16 protein-coding genes are annotated in these 15,653 nt (G+C 69.2%); 9 read left to right on the top strand and 7 right to left on the bottom strand.

The annotated features are described in order from the left end of the window. Window positions 1-1,694, top strand: a 1,694-nt coding sequence (locus BST38_RS29680) for an HNH endonuclease signature motif containing protein (RefSeq protein ID WP_237160834.1), incomplete at its 5' end; no start/stop codon positions are given. A 55-nt stretch (window positions 1,695-1,749) separates the two neighbouring features. On the opposite strand, the gene BST38_RS18370 is transcribed toward BST38_RS29680, so the two are convergent. The 4 genes from BST38_RS18370 to mftR are packed head-to-tail and all read right to left on the bottom strand — an operon-like array spanning window position 1,750 to window position 4,829. Further along, window positions 1,750-3,027 (bottom strand): VOC family protein, encoded by a 1,278-nt coding sequence (locus tag BST38_RS18370; protein ID WP_083144901.1) that lies wholly within the window; start codon window positions 3,025-3,027, stop codon window positions 1,750-1,752. After that, window positions 3,024-3,545, bottom strand: coding sequence for an RNA polymerase sigma factor (locus tag BST38_RS18375; protein ID WP_083144902.1), 522 nt, complete (start codon window positions 3,543-3,545; stop codon window positions 3,024-3,026). The genes BST38_RS18370 and BST38_RS18375 overlap by 4 nt, the downstream gene beginning before the upstream one ends. Window positions 3,546-3,589: 44 nt before the next feature. Next, the gene (locus tag BST38_RS18380; protein WP_083144903.1) at window positions 3,590-4,237 is read right to left on the bottom strand and encodes a sensor domain-containing protein; all 648 of its coding nucleotides are present in this window, start codon (window positions 4,235-4,237) and stop codon (window positions 3,590-3,592) included. A 1-nt stretch (window position 4,238) separates the two neighbouring features. After that, window positions 4,239-4,829 carry a mycofactocin system transcriptional regulator MftR gene (mftR, locus tag BST38_RS18385; protein WP_083144904.1) on the bottom strand — a complete coding sequence of 197 codons (591 nt, stop codon included), beginning with the start codon at window positions 4,827-4,829 and terminating at the stop codon, window positions 4,239-4,241. 104 nt (window positions 4,830-4,933) lie between these two features. On the opposite strand from mftR, the gene mftA reads away from it, so the two are divergent. From mftA to mftG, 7 genes are all read left to right on the top strand, one after another. Further along, the gene (mftA, locus tag BST38_RS18390) at window positions 4,934-5,026 is read left to right on the top strand and encodes a mycofactocin precursor MftA (protein WP_083144905.1); all 93 of its coding nucleotides are present in this window, start codon (window positions 4,934-4,936) and stop codon (window positions 5,024-5,026) included. Between the two features lie 2 nt (window positions 5,027-5,028). After that, window positions 5,029-5,355 carry a mycofactocin biosynthesis chaperone MftB gene (gene mftB, locus BST38_RS18395; protein WP_083144906.1) on the top strand — a complete coding sequence of 109 codons (327 nt, stop codon included), beginning with the start codon at window positions 5,029-5,031 and terminating at the stop codon, window positions 5,353-5,355. Next, a complete protein-coding gene (gene mftC, locus BST38_RS18400) occupies window positions 5,352-6,557 on the top strand; it encodes a mycofactocin radical SAM maturase (RefSeq protein ID WP_083144907.1) in 1,206 nt (401 codons plus the stop codon). Before mftB ends, mftC begins: the two co-directional genes overlap by 4 nt. An 8-nt stretch (window positions 6,558-6,565) precedes the next feature. Next, window positions 6,566-7,741, top strand: a complete 1,176-nt coding sequence (gene mftD, locus BST38_RS18405; protein ID WP_083144908.1) for a pre-mycofactocin synthase MftD — start codon at window positions 6,566-6,568, stop codon at window positions 7,739-7,741. Between the two features lie 102 nt (window positions 7,742-7,843). Next, entirely contained in the window at window positions 7,844-8,599 is a 756-nt protein-coding gene (gene mftE, locus BST38_RS18410; RefSeq protein ID WP_083144909.1) for a mycofactocin biosynthesis peptidyl-dipeptidase MftE, read from the top strand. After that, a complete protein-coding gene (gene mftF / locus BST38_RS18415) occupies window positions 8,596-10,008 on the top strand; it encodes a mycofactocin biosynthesis glycosyltransferase MftF (RefSeq protein WP_083144910.1) in 1,413 nt (470 codons plus the stop codon). The genes mftE and mftF overlap by 4 nt, the downstream gene beginning before the upstream one ends. Beyond that, window positions 10,005-11,417 carry a mycofactocin dehydrogenase MftG gene (gene mftG, locus BST38_RS18420; RefSeq protein WP_083144911.1) on the top strand — a complete coding sequence of 471 codons (1,413 nt, stop codon included), beginning with the start codon at window positions 10,005-10,007 and terminating at the stop codon, window positions 11,415-11,417. Before mftF ends, mftG begins: the two co-directional genes overlap by 4 nt. On the opposite strand, the gene BST38_RS18425 is transcribed toward mftG, so the two are convergent. Continuing rightward, a complete protein-coding gene (locus BST38_RS18425; RefSeq protein ID WP_237160841.1) occupies window positions 11,401-12,021 on the bottom strand; it encodes an aspartate/glutamate racemase family protein in 621 nt (206 codons plus the stop codon). The genes mftG and BST38_RS18425 overlap by 17 nt on opposite strands. After that, a complete protein-coding gene (locus BST38_RS18430) occupies window positions 11,945-13,633 on the bottom strand; it encodes an MFS transporter (protein ID WP_083144913.1) in 1,689 nt (562 codons plus the stop codon). The genes BST38_RS18425 and BST38_RS18430 overlap by 77 nt, the downstream gene beginning before the upstream one ends. A 95-nt stretch (window positions 13,634-13,728) precedes the next feature. Between BST38_RS18430 and BST38_RS18435 the strand changes: the two genes are divergently transcribed. Beyond that, window positions 13,729-14,361 (top strand): TetR/AcrR family transcriptional regulator, encoded by a 633-nt coding sequence (locus BST38_RS18435; protein WP_083144914.1) that lies wholly within the window; start codon window positions 13,729-13,731, stop codon window positions 14,359-14,361. Here the strand turns inward: BST38_RS18435 and BST38_RS18440 are convergent. Beyond that, the gene (locus tag BST38_RS18440) at window positions 14,327-15,577 is read right to left on the bottom strand and encodes a cytochrome P450 (protein WP_083144915.1); all 1,251 of its coding nucleotides are present in this window, start codon (window positions 15,575-15,577) and stop codon (window positions 14,327-14,329) included. The genes BST38_RS18435 and BST38_RS18440 overlap by 35 nt on opposite strands. Window positions 15,578-15,653 lie beyond the last annotated feature (76 nt).

The raw sequence follows: 15,653 nt of genomic DNA on the forward strand, positions 1-15,653 counted from the left end.
TCGATCCCCAGGCCGCGGTGACCGCCGAGATCGCCGCGGCGTATCGGATCACCCAAGGGTTGGCGCTGCACCAGACCTACCGGGCGGTGGTGCTACGCGACCGCCTCCCCCGAGTGGGGGCATTGTTTCTGGCCGGGGCGATCTCGGAGCTGCTGGTGCGCGCGATCATCACCCGCACCGACCTGATCACCGACCCCGCCCTGATCGCCGCCGTGGACGCTGAACTGGCCGCGACGGTGGCGGGGTGGGGGGCGTTGTCGGTGAAGGCCACCGAGGCGACCATCGATGAGATCGTCGAGCGCCATGATCCGGATGCGGTGCGTAAATCCCGTGATGCCGAGATCGGGCCGGCGCTGGAGTTCGGTGCGCCCACTGATGCGCCGGGGTTCACCACGATCTGGTCGCGGGTGTTCGACGGGGACGCCGCGGCCGGGTGGCGCACGTTGACGGCGATGGCTTACAGCGTCTGTGATGCGGATCCGCGCACGCTGGCCGAGCGCCGCATGGATGCCTGGACAGCGCTGCTGCACGGGATCACCAGCCTGGCGTGTCGCTGCGGCAACGATGAGTGTGAAGCCGCCGTCAACCCGCGGCCCGTGCCCGAGGTCGTCGTCTACGCCCTCACCGACCACACCACCACGACCACTCCCGCCGCGCCTGCTGCCGACGCTGAGAGTGTCGAGTCGCAGCCCGAGGACGTGGGCGTTGAAGCGGAGGGATCCGAGTCGAGTACCGCCGCCTCGCAGCCCGCTGCGCCCGCCTGCGGTGATCAGGCACCCGCCGAAACGCGGAACGATCCACTCGGCGATGTCGAGGGTGTCGCCGAGCCGCAGCCTGAGGAAGCCGCCCCGGTCGAGGAGTCACCAGAAGGCGCGGACACCGACAGCGACACCGCGGCTGACACTGCTGCCGACGAACCGCAACCCGAGCCGCAGGCAGAGGACGCCACCCCGGTCGAGGAGTCACCCGAAGGCGCGGACACCGACAGCGACAGCGACACTGCGGCCGAGGAGCGGCCCGCGCCCGCGCCCGCGCCGCCCGTGGTCAGGCCGCGCCGCAACACCCCCGCCCTTGTCCCGGGCCGGTCGGGTTACCTGTTCGGGTCCGGGTTCCTGCCCGCACCGTTCTTCGACGCCATGCTCGAAGGAGCGAAGGTCCGCGAAATCATCCACCCCGGCACCACCGCACCCGAGCCGCGCTACACCCCCTCGGCCGCGCTCGCGGAATTCGTCCGCTGCCGCGATCTGACCTGCCGCTTCCCCGGCTGCGACAAACCGGCCACCACCGCCGACATCGACCACACCGTGCCACACCCGATCGGACCCACCCACGCCTCGAACCTCAAAGCACTGTGCCGTTTCCACCACCTACTGAAAACGTTCTGGACCGGGCCCGGCGGCTGGACAGACCGCCAACACCCCGACGGCACTATCATCTGGACCTCACCGACCGGGCACACCTACACCACCCACCCCGGCAGCCGACTCCTATTCCCCGCCTTGTGTAAACCCACCGGCACACTATGGACCGGCGACCCACCCCACGTGCCACACCACGAGTCACGCGCGGCGATGATGCCGCGCCGCATCCGCACACGCGCCCAAAGCCGCGCCGCCTACATCACCCGCGAACGCCAACACAACGCCGACCACCGCGGCGATACACCCCGCGGCAACGACCCACCACCGTTCTGACGGACGGCGTTGACGCGGCTCGTGACGAATTCGACTGCTCCCCAGTCATCTTCGATCAGAACTCGCCGAGATAGAACCGCGCGCCCTGGTCATCGGTGCACAAAGCCGAACGCCCGTAGGACTGCTGTGACGGTTCCTCGATCACGGATCCACCGGCCTCCCGGACGCGGGCCACCGCCTCGTCGATATCGGCCACGGTCCACATCGGCACCGTCACCGCCTCCGGGCTGCCACCCGCGGCGCCGGCCATCGGGTGCGATCCGACCACACCCCATCCGTCGTCGATCCGGCCCGGCTCGAACGTCCAGAACAGCACCCGGCTGTAGAACGACCGGAACGCCGCCGAATCCGGCACCTGGTAGGTGATGTACGAAAGCTCCCCGGGGCCATCACCGTTCAGCGACGGCCGCGGTTCGTCGGGGCGGGGGCGATACACCGCGAAGTCGAGGCCGGACGGATCCTTCGCGCCCATCACGTTTCCGAAGTCGAACTCGGTCACCTCGTCGACGGTGCCGCCACCGGCCGTGATGCTCTCCCGCGCGCCGTCCAGGTCCGTCACCGCGTAGCAGCAGAACAGCGTGTTCCTACCCGGAACCGAATAGATGCCGATCCGCTGACCGGTATTGGTGACCCGCTGCGTCGTCGGGTCGTACACCCAGCCCAGAACCCGGCCGTAGAACTCCGCCGCGCGCTGGGCATCCGGTGTCCACACCGCGACGAACCCGACGTCGCCGTGCCGGATCGGGATCGCGACGCCGGTGACCGGTCCGGTGAGCATCCACCGGTGCCCGAACGGGTCGATCAGCGCCGCGTTGCGCGACCCGTAGTCCTCGTAGGGCTCCCGCTGCACCTGGGCCCCGTTGCGTCGGGCACGTTCCAGCGTCTCGTCGGTCGACGCGACCGTCAGCATCAGGCTCACCGAAACCGCCTGCGGCGACGGCGCTCTCAGACCGATCTCGGGATACTCGTCGGCCAGGTACACCGTCGCCCCCGCCATCGTGAGCTCGGCGTGCCCGATCCGGCCGTCGTCCATCTCCACGGGCTGACCGACCACCTCGGCGCCGAACACGTCGCCGTACCACGCGATGGCCGACCGTGCGTCGGCGACGGTCAGATAGGGGAGCAGGGCTCCCGAACTGGTGGCGGCCGCGGGACGGTTGAGCTCCGCGATCGCCGTATCGGTACCGGTCATCGTCACTCCTCGGGTTCGATCAGGTTGCTGCTCAAACAGATTCGCCGCGGCCTCCAGCCGGTCGCGTAGCTCTCGCGCGAACTCGGGATCCGGTGCGACCGGGAGGTCGCCGGAGCGCAGCACATCCAGCGGATCGATCACGGCAGTCCTCCTTCCGGTCGCGGATACTGTTCTCGGAACGCCCGCCGGGCCCGCACCAGCAACGCCTCGGTGGCGTGCACCGTGCGCCCGAGCAATTCGGCGCACTCCGGCACCGACAGGTTGTCCAGATACCGCAGCACCAGCGCGAGCCGGTGCTGCGACGCCAGACGCGCCAGCACCTGCTCGGCGACGATGCGGTCCAGGTGGGCGTCCCACGTGTCGTCCGGATCATCCGGTTCGGGCATCTCGGCCACCGGCACCGTCACCCGGTCGTGCCCGCGCCGGTAGTGGTCGGCCAGCTTGTGGCGCGCCACCCCGATCAGCCACGGCACCGTCAGCGGTGGCGGTTCCGGTTTCCTGGCAGCATCCATCGCCGCCAGGAAGGTCTCCGACGTCAGGTCCTCGGCCGTCCCGCGGTCACCACAGCGCCTGACGAAGTACCCGTACACCTGTGGCAGGGCCTCGTCGTACAGCGCGAGCAGTGCCCGCGGATGCTCGCCATCCGGTTCGGCGCTCACACCCTTATCGTCGCCTCCCAGGCCTGAACTCCGACACCCGAATTTCAGGACGTCATGTTCGCCAGCAGATTCAGCCGGTCCAGGGCCTCGTCGGCCAGTCCGGCCACGTCGTATCCGTTCAGATCGCCGCATGCGGTGATCTCGATCGCGGCGTTGTGGGCCGCGATGTAGGCGTTGTCGCAGGACCGCCGCGCGCTGGTGATCGACCACAGCGCGATCTGCGGCGACGCGTGCCCGGCGGCCGGAATCGACTCGAAGTGCAGCGTCTCGTCCTGCATCGTGACGACGGTCAACTGTTCGTCGCGGCAGTCACCCAGCGTGCGCTTCACCGCGTCCACCGCGTCGGCCGCGTCGAAGTTGGCCGGGTACACCGCCGCCATCTCCTGGATCGAGAACCGGTTGGCGCCGTTCCACTGCCCGGCGCTGTGCGCTGCCGGGACCGTCCCGATGTCGAACAGGAACGGCGGATCCACCTCACGGGCCAGCCCGGCGCAACGCTGCGGTGCGACGGTGGAGAACAGGTTGGACTCCGCCTCCCGGCTGGCCCTCGGGCTCAGCACATCGGACACCTGGCCGGCGGTGATCGGCGCGACGGGCCACGCCCGGACGGGTCTGGGCTCCTCGACGACCCGGGTACAGCCCAGCGTCCCGACGGTCGCCGACAACGCCACCCACCACCAGAACCGTTTCATCTCAACCGATTTCCGATAGCCCGGAGGCGAGCAGGTCGAATGCCTCACCGAGCGAGACGGGCAGGCTCACCGCCTCGTCCTCCAGCCAGTGCTCGTAGGCCGACAGCGACACCGCCAGCATCGTCCACGCCACCGTCTGGGGCATCAGATCGCTTTCGGCGACCCCGAGCCGGTCGGCGACGAACCTCGCCACCACCGCCCGCCAGCCGGCATACATCGTCATCGAATAGGCTTGCAGCGCCTCGGTTTCCAGGATCAATCGCATGCGCTGGCGGTGCCGGTCGGGGTCGTCGAAATCGTTGAACGCGAGCAGCGCGGTGCGCAGCGCGTCGCGGATCGGCACCGTCGGGTCGAGTTCGGCCAGCAGCTCGCGCATGTGGTCGAGGTGGGCGTCGAAGTCGCCCCACGGCAGCGCGCTCTTCGACGGGTAGTAGCGGAACAGCGTCCTGCGCGCGATCCCGGCCGCCCCGGCCACGTCGTCGACGCTGACGTCGTCGAAGCCGCGCTCCATGAACAGGTCGATCGCGACGTCGCTGATGTGCTCCCAGCTCGTCGATCGACGGCGACCCACCCGCGCCTTGCCGGCGCCCATCGCAACCCCTCTTCCGTTTCGGCACTCGATGCCATATTGTGGGCGACCTACGTCACAAATGTCGAGACCCTATCGGGGTCGCGCCAGAAGAAAGGCCAGATCAGATGGATCAGAATCAGCAGGTCGAGACCGGCGAACTGGTGACCGAGAGCCTGGTCGAGGAAGTCTCGATCGACGGGATGTGCGGGGTCTACTGAGCATGACCGCGCCGACGAGCGCTCGCGCGAGGAGTGAGCAATCCGCGACACCCTTCGATGCCGACCGGCACTGGCGGTTGCATCCGCAGGTCGCCGTGCGGCCGGAGCCGTTCGGCGCCCTGCTCTACCACTTCGGGACCCGCAAGCTGTCGTTCCTGAAGAACCGGACGATCGTCGAGGTGATCAACTCGCTATCCGATCACCCCGACGCTCGTTCCGCTTGCCGCGCCGCCGGAATCGACGATTCCGACCAGGCGCCCTACTTCCACGCGCTGGGCGTGCTCGTCCAGTCACAGATGCTCATCCCAGCCCCAGGAGCAGACTCATGACACTCGCCGCGCCGGTGCCCCGCCTGGTCGACCAGTTCGAGCGCGGACTGGACGCGCCGATCTGCCTGACGTGGGAACTGACCTACGCGTGCAACCTGTCGTGCGTGCACTGCCTGTCGTCCTCCGGTAAGCGCGACCCGCGCGAACTGTCCACCCAGCAGTGCAAGGACATCATCGACGAGCTCGAGCGCATGCAGGTGTTCTACGTGAACATCGGCGGCGGCGAACCGACCGTCCGCAGCGACTTCTGGGAGCTCGTCGACTACGCCACCGAACACCACGTCGGGGTCAAGTTCTCCACCAACGGCGTCCGGATCGACAAGAAGGTCGCCGCGAAGCTGGCCGCCAGCGACTACGTCGACGTGCAGATCTCCCTCGACGGGGCGACCGCCGAGGTCAACGACGCCGTGCGCGGCCCCGGCTCGTTCGCGATGGCCGTGCGCGCACTGGAGAACCTCAAAGAGGCGGGCTTCAAAGACGCCAAGATCTCCGTCGTGGTGACCCGTCACAACATTGACCAGCTCGACGATTTCAAGGCGCTGGCCGACAACTACGGCGCCACCCTGCGCATCACGCGGCTGCGTCCGTCGGGCCGCGGCGCCGACGTGTGGGACGACCTGCACCCGACCGCCGATCAGCAGGTGCAGCTCTACAACTGGCTGGTCGCACACGGCGAGCGGGTGCTGACCGGTGACTCGTTCTTCCACCTGTCCGGGCTCGGTGAGCCCGGCGCGCTGGCCGGCCTGAACCTGTGCGGCGCCGGCCGCGTGGTGTGCCTGATCGACCCGGTCGGCGACGTGTACGCGTGCCCGTTCGCGATCCACGACAAGTTCCTGGCCGGAAATGTCCTGACGGGCGTGGGTCCGGACTCGCCGGGATTCCAAGGGGTGTGGCAGAACTCCGAGCTGTTCCGCGAGCTGCGCGAACCGCAGTCGGCGGGTGCCTGCAGCGGTTGCGGACACTACGACGCGTGCCGCGGCGGCTGCATGGCCGCCAAGTTCTTCACGGGCCTGCCGATGGACGGCCCGGATCCCGAGTGCGTGCAGGGATACGGCGAACCGGCCCTGGCGCTCGACCGTGACAAGCCCAAGTCCAGCGTGGACCACTCCCGCGCAGGCGGACGTAACAAGCCGAAAGGCCCCATCCCGCTCACCCTGCTGAGCGCCCCTCCGAAAAAGTTCTGTAACGAAAGTCCGGTGTAGACCTCCCCATGGCACGAGATACCTGGTTCGAGACCGTCGCGATCGCCCAGCAGCGGGCGAAGAAACGACTGCCCAAGTCCGCCTATTCGTCGTTGATCTCGGCGAGCGAGAAAGGCCTGACGGTCTCCGACAACGTCGACGCGTTCGGCGAACTCGGCTTCGCGCCGCACGTCATCGGCGCCACCGAGAAGCGTGAGCTGGCGACAACCGTTATGGGGCAGGACATTTCGCTGCCGGTCATCATCTCGCCGACCGGTGTGCAGGCCGTTCACCCCGACGGTGAGGTCGCCGTCGCACGGGCCGCCGCGGCTCGTGGCACCGCGATGGGCCTGTCGTCGTTCGCGAGCAAGCCGATGGAAGAAGTGACCGCGGTCAACGACAAGATCTTCTTCCAGATCTACTGGCTGGGCAGCCGCGACGAGATCCTGGCGCGGATGGAGCGGGCCCGCGCCGCAGGCGCCAAGGGCCTGATCCTGACCACCGACTGGAGCTTCTCGCACGGCCGGGACTGGGGCAGCCCCAAGATTCCCGAGCAGATGGACCTCAAGACGATCCTGAAGATGTCGCCCGAGGTCATCACCAAGCCGAGCTGGTTCTTCAGCTTCGCCAAGACCTTCCGTCCGCCGGACCTGCGGGTGCCCAACCAGGGCCGCCGGGGCGAACCCGGCCCGACGTTCTTCCAGGCCTACGGCGAATGGATGGGTACGCCGCCGCCGACCTGGGAAGACGTCGCATGGCTGCGCGAGCAGTGGGGCGGCCCGTTCCTGCTCAAGGGCTTGGTCCGGGTCGACGACGCCAAACGTGCTGTGGACGCGGGTGTTTCAGCGCTCACGGTGTCCAACCACGGCGGCAACAACCTGGACAGCACCCCGGCGGCGATCCGGTGCCTGCCCGCCATCGCCGACGCGGTCGGCGATCAGGTCGAGGTTTTGCTGGACGGCGGGGTCCGGCGCGGCAGCGATGTCGTGAAGGCCGTTGCTCTGGGTGCCCGCGCGGTGATGATCGGCCGGGCCTACCTGTGGGGTCTGGCGGCCAACGGTCAAGCCGGTGTGGAGAACGTCCTCGACATCCTCAGCGGTGGCATCGACTCTGCGCTGCGGGGGCTCGGTAAGTCCTCGATCCACGATTTGACGCCGGAAGACATTTTGGTGCCCGAAGGGTTCACCCGGACCCTCGGAGCCTGATACGGGCGTGGCCAAGGGGGCTGACGTGAATCCCCGGCCGCGATGCACATCGTGGATGGGAAATCAACCGCTACGCATGCGCCAACAATTGGCGCATACCAGGTGAATTCGGCCTACCATCGTCGCGTGGTCTTCCCCCGTGAGCTCGGGAACTCGACGTCGAGGCAGCTGAACGACGCAGCGCCAACCGTGGTGGTCCCGGTCGGTTCCACCGAGCAGCACGGACCCCACCTGCCGTTGGACACCGACACCCGCATCGCGGCCGCGGTCGCCGACGCCGTCGTCGCGCGGTTGAGCACCGGGGACTCCGCGAAAGACGCAGCGCACTGGGTGATCGCCCCGGCTGTCGCGTACGGCGCCAGCGGTGAGCACGAGGGTTTCGCGGGCACGGTCTCGATCGGCACACCGGTACTGGCGGAACTGCTCACCGAATTCGCCCGCTCGGCGTGCCGGTGGGCGCCGCGGGTGGTCTTCGTCAACGGTCACGGGGGTAATGTCGGGGCACTGCGCCGCGCGGTCACGCTGCTGCGCTACGAGGGGCGCGATGTGGCATGGTGCCCGTGTCCGGCGCGCAACGCCGACGCGCACGCCGGCCACACCGAAACGTCGGTACTGCTCCACCTTTCGCCGGACGTCGTCCGGCAGGACGAGCGGGTCCCGGGAAACCGGGCTCCGCTCTCGGAGCTGATGCCGCAGATGCTCCGCGGGGGAGTGGCTGCGGTGAGTTCGCTGGGGGTCTTGGGGGACCCCACCACGGCGACCGCAGACGAGGGGAGGAAGATCTTTGCCGAAATGGTCGACGCCTGTGCTGGACGCATCCTCCGATGGGCGCCTGACAGCGGGGGGATGCTGACATGACGGGGCCGCGGCTTCCGGACGGTTTCGCCGTTCAGGTGGACCGGCGGGTGCGTGTGCTCGGCGAGGGTGCGGCGTTGCTCGGCGGCACACCGACCCGGCTGCTCCGGTTGGCCCCCGCCGCCCAGACGATGCTGCACGGCGGCCGCCTCGAGGTGCGTGACGCTGTCAGTGCCCAGCTGGCGCGCACGCTGCTCGATGCCACCGTCGCTCACCCCAGGCCGCTCAGCGGACCTTCGCACCGGGATGTCACCATCGTTATCCCGGTGCGCGACAACCATTCCGGGCTCGGCCGCCTGGCCTCGACACTCCGCGGCCTCAAGGTCGTCGTCGTGGACGACGGCTCAAGCAGACCGGTGCGCGCGGGCGACTTCGAGGAGACGTGCTGCGACGTGCGGATCCTCCGTATCCCGCGCAGCAAAGGTCCGGCCGCCGCACGCAATGCCGGTCTGGCGGTGTGCACCACCGACTTCGTCGCATTCCTCGACTCGGATGTGGTCCCGCGCAAGGGCTGGCTGGAAGCGTTGCTCGGGCACTTCTGCGATCCGGCGGTCTCCCTGGTGGCGCCGCGGATCGTCGGGCTGGAACAGTCGGACAACGTGGTGGCCCGGTACGAGGCGGTGCGGTCGTCGCTCGATCTCGGGCTGCGCGAGGCGCCGGTGGTCCCGTTCGGATCGGTGTCGTACGTGCCGAGCGCGGCGATCATCTGCCGGCGCAGCGCGCTGCTCGACATCGGCGGCTTCGACGAGACGCTGATCTCCGGCGAGGACGTCGACCTGTGCTGGCGGCTCAACGAATCCGGTGCGCGACTGCGCTACGAGCCGATCGCGACGGTCGCCCACGATCACCGCACCGACTTGCGGAAGTGGTTCGCGCGCAAGTCTTTCTATGGTGCGTCCGCGGCTCCGCTGACAATCCGTCACCCCGGCAAGACCGCCCCGCTGGTGATCTCGGGCTGGACCCTGGTGGTCTGGATGCTCGTCGCGATCGGATCGGGAACCGGCTATGCGGCCTCGATCCTGGTGGCAGCGATGACGGGGCGGCGGATAGCGAAATCGCTGTCGAGCGTGCAGACCGAGCCGCTGGAGGTGGCCGTCGTCGCCGCCCACGGCATCGGGTCGGCCGCGGTGCAGCTGGCGTCGGCGATCTGCAGGCATTACTGGCCGCTCGCACTGATCGCCGCGGTGATGTCGAAACGGTGCAGGCGCGCCGTGGTGGTGGCGGCCGTGCTCGACGGGGTCATCGACTGGATCGCGCGCAGCGGCCACGCCGACGAGGACACCAAACGCGTCGGGCTGCCGACCTACCTGGTGCTCAAGCGGATCGACGACATCGCGTACGGGCTGGGCCTGTGGACCGGTGTGGTTCGCGAGCGTCACGCCGGCGCCCTGAAGCCGCAGATCCGGACTTGAGGGTCCTGATCGTCGGTGCGGGCAGCGCGGGATCGGTGCTCGCAGAACGTCTCTCGGCTGAGGAGGGCGTCCAGGTCACCGTGCTCGAAGTCGGTCCCGGTCCTGACGATCCGCGGGTCGCCGCGCAGATCCAGGACGCGCTGCGGCTGCCGATCGGCGCCGCGAGCTCGGTGGTGCACCGGTACCGTGCCGCGCTGACCGACGATCCGGTGCGCCACGCCCACATCATGCGCGGCGCGGTGGTGGGCGGCTCCGGTGCGGTCAACGGCGGCTACTTCTGCCGCGCGCTGCCGACCGACGTCGACGCGTGGGAGATACCGGGCTGGGCCTGGGACGACGTGCTCCCGCACTTCCGCGCCATCGAGACCGATCTGGACTTCGACACCCCGGTACACGGCACGGACGGCCCGATCACCGTGCGGCGCGTCCCCGAGTTCGACGGCTGCACAGCGGTGTTCGTGCAGGCCGCCCGTGACGCCGGCTTCGGCTGGGTCGAGGATCTCAACGGCGCCACCGTCGATCGACCGGTGCCGTCCGGGGTCGGGGCGGTGCCGCTGAACATCGACGGCGGCACCCGCGTCGGGCCCGGCGGGGCGTACCTGGCGCCGGCGGCGGGACGCCCGAACCTGAACGTGCTGACCGGCACGAGAGTGCTGCGGCTGGAGTTCAGCGGCACCCGGGTGAGCGGCGTGGTCTGCGTCGGGCCCGACGGCCCGGTGACGCTGTCGGCGGATCGGGTGGTGCTGTGCGCGGGCGCGATCGAGACGGCCCGGCTGCTTCAGCTCTCCGGTGTCGGCCCGCAGCGCGTACTGCGCGCTGCAGGGGTCGAGACGCACCTGGATCTGCCCGTGGGCGTCGACACGATCGACCACCCGGAGTGGGTGCTGCCGGTGAGCTGGCCGCCGACCCACGGCGTGCCGCCGCTGGAAGCGGTGCTGACCACCGACGACGGCATCGAGATCCGGCCCTACACCGTCGGATTCGAGGCGATGATGACCGGCGGCCGGCACGATCCGACCGACCAGCCGCACCTCGGCGTGACGCTGATGAGGCCGCAGTCGCGGGGACGGGTGAGCATCACCTCCGCCGACCCGGACGCCGCACCGCTGATCGAGTACCGCTACGACAGTGCGCCCGGCGACGTCGACCGGTTACGGGCAGGGACGCAGCTGGCGAGCGAATTGGCCGGCAGCACAGTGCAATCCGATTCCTCGTGGGCGACATCGCAGCACCTGTGTGGAACCGCGAAGATGGGTGAGGTGGTCGACGAGCGGTGCCGGGTGTTCGGGGTGGACAACCTGTGGGTGGTGGACGGCTCGATACTGCCCGACATTCCCAGCCGGGGGCCGCATGCGACCATCGTGATGGCCGGGCACCGGGCGGCCGAGTTCGTCAGCGCAACACGGTGAGCGCCTCGGCCAGCACCGTCGCGGCGGCGACACCATCGATCACCGGCACGCCGAGGCGGCGCGTCAGCTCCGCGGCGTAGGGCGCCATCGCCGCGCAGCCGAGCACGATGGCGGCGCTCTCGTCGCGCTCCAGCGCCTGCGCGCACAGGTCACCGATCGGTTCGATCGTCGTCGGGTCGGAGTCGATGCGCAGCACCGGGATGTCGCACGCGTACACGCCGAGGCAGTGGTTGGGCGTGTAGTCCTCGGCCAGCTGCCAGGCGCGTTCGATCGTCGCCGACATCGACGTGACCACCGAGAAGCCGCCGGCGACCAGCGCCGCGGCATGCATCGCGGCCTGGGCGATCCCGAGCACCGGGACGTCGAGCGCGGCTCGGGCCTCCTCGAGGCCGGGGTCGCCGAAGCACGCCACCACACACGCGTCGGGACGTTGCCCGGTGGGGCGCTGCTGTGCAGCCCTCAGGACGTCCAGAAGGCCGGGGATGCAGCGCTTTTCGTCGTCGTCGTTCTCGATGGCGGGCGGTCCGTCAGTCGGGTTGATCGCCTCCACGACGGTGTCTGCCCGAGCCACTGCCGACGCACCGGCCGCGATCGCCGCCGTCATCGACGCGGTGGTGTTCGGGTTGACCAGCAGCAGGCGCACGAGGTGAAAGCCTACGGCGGATCACCGCCCACTGCTGACCGTCGCGACCCGGTGACCACACCGCGACGAACACCGATCCGGCGATCAACACCAACGCCAGTACCAGCAGCGCCTGGCTGGTCGCGTACATGAACGCGTCCTCGGCGAGGCTGGTCAACCGGGCGCCCTCCGGGCCCAACCGGTCGGCGATGGACTGCGCGTAGGCCAGTGAATCGGTCGCGGTGTCACGCACCTCGGCGGGGAAGTCGGCCAGCTTCGGTGCCAGCGTGCCGTGGTAAACCGCCGCCAGGATCGAGCCGGCCACCGCGATGCCGACCGCCGCGCCGACCTCCCGTGTCGCGTCGTTGACCGCGGACGCGACGCCCTGCTTCTCGTCGGGGACCGCGTTCATGATCGCCGAAGTCGTTGGTGCCGTGCACAACCCGATGCCCGAGGCGGCGATCAGCAACGGCCACATCAGATCGATGTAGGTGGAGTCGGCGTCCAGGAGCCGCATGCACAGCAGCCCGACGGCGATCAGGGCCAGGCCGACGCTGACCGCGAAGCGCAGACCCACCTTCGGCAGGTACAGGTGCAGGCTGGCGCCCAGGACGAGAACCGGAATCGCCAGCGGGCTCAGCGCGAATGCGGTCTGCAGCGCGCTGTAGCCCATCACCAGCTGCATGAACTGCATCTCGACGAAGAAGAAGCCGAAGTTGGCCAGGAACAGGAACGTGATGCCGACGGCGCCGGTCGCGAAATCCGGCCGGCGGAACAGCCGCACGTCGAGCAGCGGGTGTTCTCGGCGCAACTGCACCCACGCGAACACCGCGCCGAGCACCACCCCGCCGGCCATGCAGCCCACCACGATCGGATCGGTCCACCCGCGCACCGGTGCCTCGACCACGCCGAGTACGAAGATCGCGATGGCGGAGGCGATCAGCGCCGCACCGACCCAGTCGATCGGCGCCGCGGTCTCGTCCCGCGACGAGCCGATGGTGAAGGTGGCCACGAACATCACCGCGGCGCCGGCGGCGAACATGTAGAAGATCGAGTGCCACGAGAAGTAGTGCAACAGCACACCGGTGCCGAGGAAGCCGACGACCGCACCCGAGCCCGAGACGCCGGCCCAGATGCCGACGGCCTTGTTGCGCTCGGACTTCGGGAACGCCGCGGTCAGCAGCGACAGCGTCGCCGGCATCACCAGCGCTGCCCCGACGCCTGCGACCGCGCGGGCGACGATGATCTGCATCGGACTGTCGAGCAGCACCGGGGCGACCGACGCCAGCGCGAAGATCGCGAGACCGGCCAGCAGCGCGCCCCGCCTGCCGTACCGGTCGCCGAGCGCACCCGCGGGCAGCAGCAGACACGCCAGCGCCAGCGTGTATCCGTCGACGATCCACGTGAGCTGGCCCTGGGTGGCCGAGGTGTGCACCGCGATGTCGGGCAGCGCCGCGTTGAGCGCCACCATCGACGCGATCACCATCAGCACGTCGAGGCTGGCGACGGTGAGCAGCCAGATCCGGCGGCGTTTCGACAGGGCAGTGACGGCGACGTCGATATCCTGGGCAGAGCGCGAAGAGGTGTCGACCATGTCGGCGTCTCATTTCAGCAGGGCGTAGTTTCGAGACTAACAGTCTCGTAGTAAGACCGTCAGTCTTGTTCCCCGTCGGGAGGTGAAGGAAACCCATGGCGGCCGCCAGCGGCGACCCGCGGCCGGCCCGCTCGCGGGCACGGCTCCTCGACGCCGCGACCACACTGCTGCGCACCGGCGGACCCGGTGCGGTGACGATCGACGCCGTCACCCGCAAGGCCAACGTCGCGCGCGCCACGCTGTACCGCCACTTCCCGAGCGGGAACGACCTGGTGGCCGCCGCGTTCATGGGTCTCATCCCGCCGCCGCCGATGCCACCGCAGGACGGCACTCTGCGGGAACGGCTGATCGCGGTCGTGGTGGAGTGGGCCGAATCGATCGCCGAGGCCCCGACCACGCTGACCGCGATGGCCTGGCTGTCGTTGGGCCCGGACATCGACACGCTTCCCGACGCCGGGGCGCAGCAGGGCGCGGGGGTGCGCTCGCTGCGTGAGCACATCGCCGAGCACTATTCGGCGCCGTTCGACGCGGTGTTCGACAGCCCTGAGGCCGCCGCGGCACTGCGCCCGGTCGACCGCACGATGGCGTTCGCGCTGCTGATCGGCCCGCTGGCGTTCGGCCGGATCAGCACGCTGGCCGACTTCGACTACCGGGCCGTCGCGGTCGCCGCGGTCGACGGGTTCCTGCGCACGTTCAGCGCAGTGAGTACCGAACAGGCAGGTGCTTGAGGCCGCCGACGAACGTCGTCGCCGACAGCTCGGCCGGGCCCGCCAGCTCGATCGACTCCAGTCGCGGCAGTAACTCGGTGAACAGGCTGTTGATCTCCATCCGGGCCAGCGCGGCGCCGAGGCAGAAGTGCACGCCGTAGCCGAACGACAGGTGCTTGTTCGGGTCGCGCCCGACGTCGAACGTGAACGGGTCGTCGAAGACCTCCTCGTCGCGGTTGCCCGACACGTAGGCCAGGTACACCGACTCGCCCTCGGCGATCGGCACGCCGCGCACCGTGGTGTCCGCGGCCGCGGTGCGCATGAACTCCTTGACCGGTGTGCTCCACCGGATCATCTCCTCGACCGCGGTGCCCATCAGCCCGGGATCGTTCTGCAGCCGCGCGAGCTGCTCGGGGTTCTCGACCAGCGCGTGCAGGCCGCCGGAGATCGCGTCCTTGGTGGTGTCGTGCCCGGCGCTGGCGACGATGACGTAATAGGACAACGTGTCCACGTCCGACAACTGCTCGCCGTCGACGAGGCCGTTCGCGATCGCCGACGCGAGGTCCTCGGTCGGGTTCGCCCGCCGCGACGCCGTCAGCGCACCGAAGTAGTTGAAGAAGTCGACCAGCACCGCCAGCTGCTCCTCGGGGGTGGTGCCGCGCTTGTACTCGTCGTCGTCGCCGCCGAACATCTCCTGGGTCAGCATGTGCATCCGGCCGAAGTCCTCCTCGGGCAGCCCGAGCAGCGACAGGATCACATACAGCGGGAAGTTCACCGCGATCTCGGTGACGAAGTCGCACTCCGGGCCGATGTCGCGCATCCGGTCGACGTAGCGCTTGGCCAGCTCGTCGACGCGAACCTTCAAGTCCCGCATGGCTTTCGGCCGGAACCAGTCGGCCCCGATGGCGCGCACCTTGCGGTGGTGCGGATCGTCCATGTGGATCAGCGTGCGCAGTCCCATCCCGGCTTCGAGTTGCTCGCGGGCCAGGTCGTCGGCCTGCGCGGTGACCAGCAACGGCCGCGGCTCCGACAGGAACAGGTCGTTGGCCCGCTCGATGGCCATGATGTCGGCGTGCTTGGTGATCGCCCAGAACGGCCGGTACGGACCGTGGTCGACGTAGGCGACCGGGGTGTGCGCCCGAAGGTGGGTGAGTGCCGAATGCAGGCGGTCGTCGTCGGCGTACGCCGTCGGATCGGCCAGGACCTTGGCGGCGTCATCCATCGTCGGTCTGCTCATGCGTGCTCCTCGTCCCGGGGGGGTCAAAAAGTTGACGGGCGTCAACAGGGAGCCTATGTGACGCACGCCACGCGCG

The organism is Mycolicibacterium parafortuitum (assembly GCF_002086815.1).
Lineage (GTDB): Bacteria > Actinomycetota > Actinomycetes > Mycobacteriales > Mycobacteriaceae > Mycobacterium > Mycobacterium parafortuitum.

Excerpts from the sequence above, each read along its gene's own strand:
- BST38_RS18380 (WP_083144903.1), bottom strand. The coding sequence starts at position 4,237 with ATGAAACGGTTCTGGTGGTGGGTGGCGTTGTCGGCGACCGTCGGGACG.
- mftR (WP_083144904.1), bottom strand. The coding sequence starts at position 4,829 with ATGGGCGCCGGCAAGGCGCGGGTGGGTCGCCGTCGATCGACGAGCTGG.
- mftA (WP_083144905.1), top strand. The coding sequence starts at position 4,934 with ATGGATCAGAATCAGCAGGTCGAGACCGGCGAACTGGTGACCGAGAGC.
- mftB (WP_083144906.1), top strand. The coding sequence starts at position 5,029 with ATGACCGCGCCGACGAGCGCTCGCGCGAGGAGTGAGCAATCCGCGACA.
- mftC (WP_083144907.1), top strand. The coding sequence starts at position 5,352 with ATGACACTCGCCGCGCCGGTGCCCCGCCTGGTCGACCAGTTCGAGCGC.
- mftD (WP_083144908.1), top strand. The coding sequence starts at position 6,566 with ATGGCACGAGATACCTGGTTCGAGACCGTCGCGATCGCCCAGCAGCGG.
- mftF (WP_083144910.1), top strand. The coding sequence starts at position 8,596 with ATGACGGGGCCGCGGCTTCCGGACGGTTTCGCCGTTCAGGTGGACCGG.
- BST38_RS18425 (WP_237160841.1), bottom strand. The coding sequence starts at position 12,021 with ATGACGGCGGCGATCGCGGCCGGTGCGTCGGCAGTGGCTCGGGCAGAC.
- BST38_RS18430 (WP_083144913.1), bottom strand. The coding sequence starts at position 13,633 with ATGGTCGACACCTCTTCGCGCTCTGCCCAGGATATCGACGTCGCCGTC.
- BST38_RS18435 (WP_083144914.1), top strand. The coding sequence starts at position 13,729 with ATGGCGGCCGCCAGCGGCGACCCGCGGCCGGCCCGCTCGCGGGCACGG.
- BST38_RS18440 (WP_083144915.1), bottom strand. The coding sequence starts at position 15,577 with ATGAGCAGACCGACGATGGATGACGCCGCCAAGGTCCTGGCCGATCCG.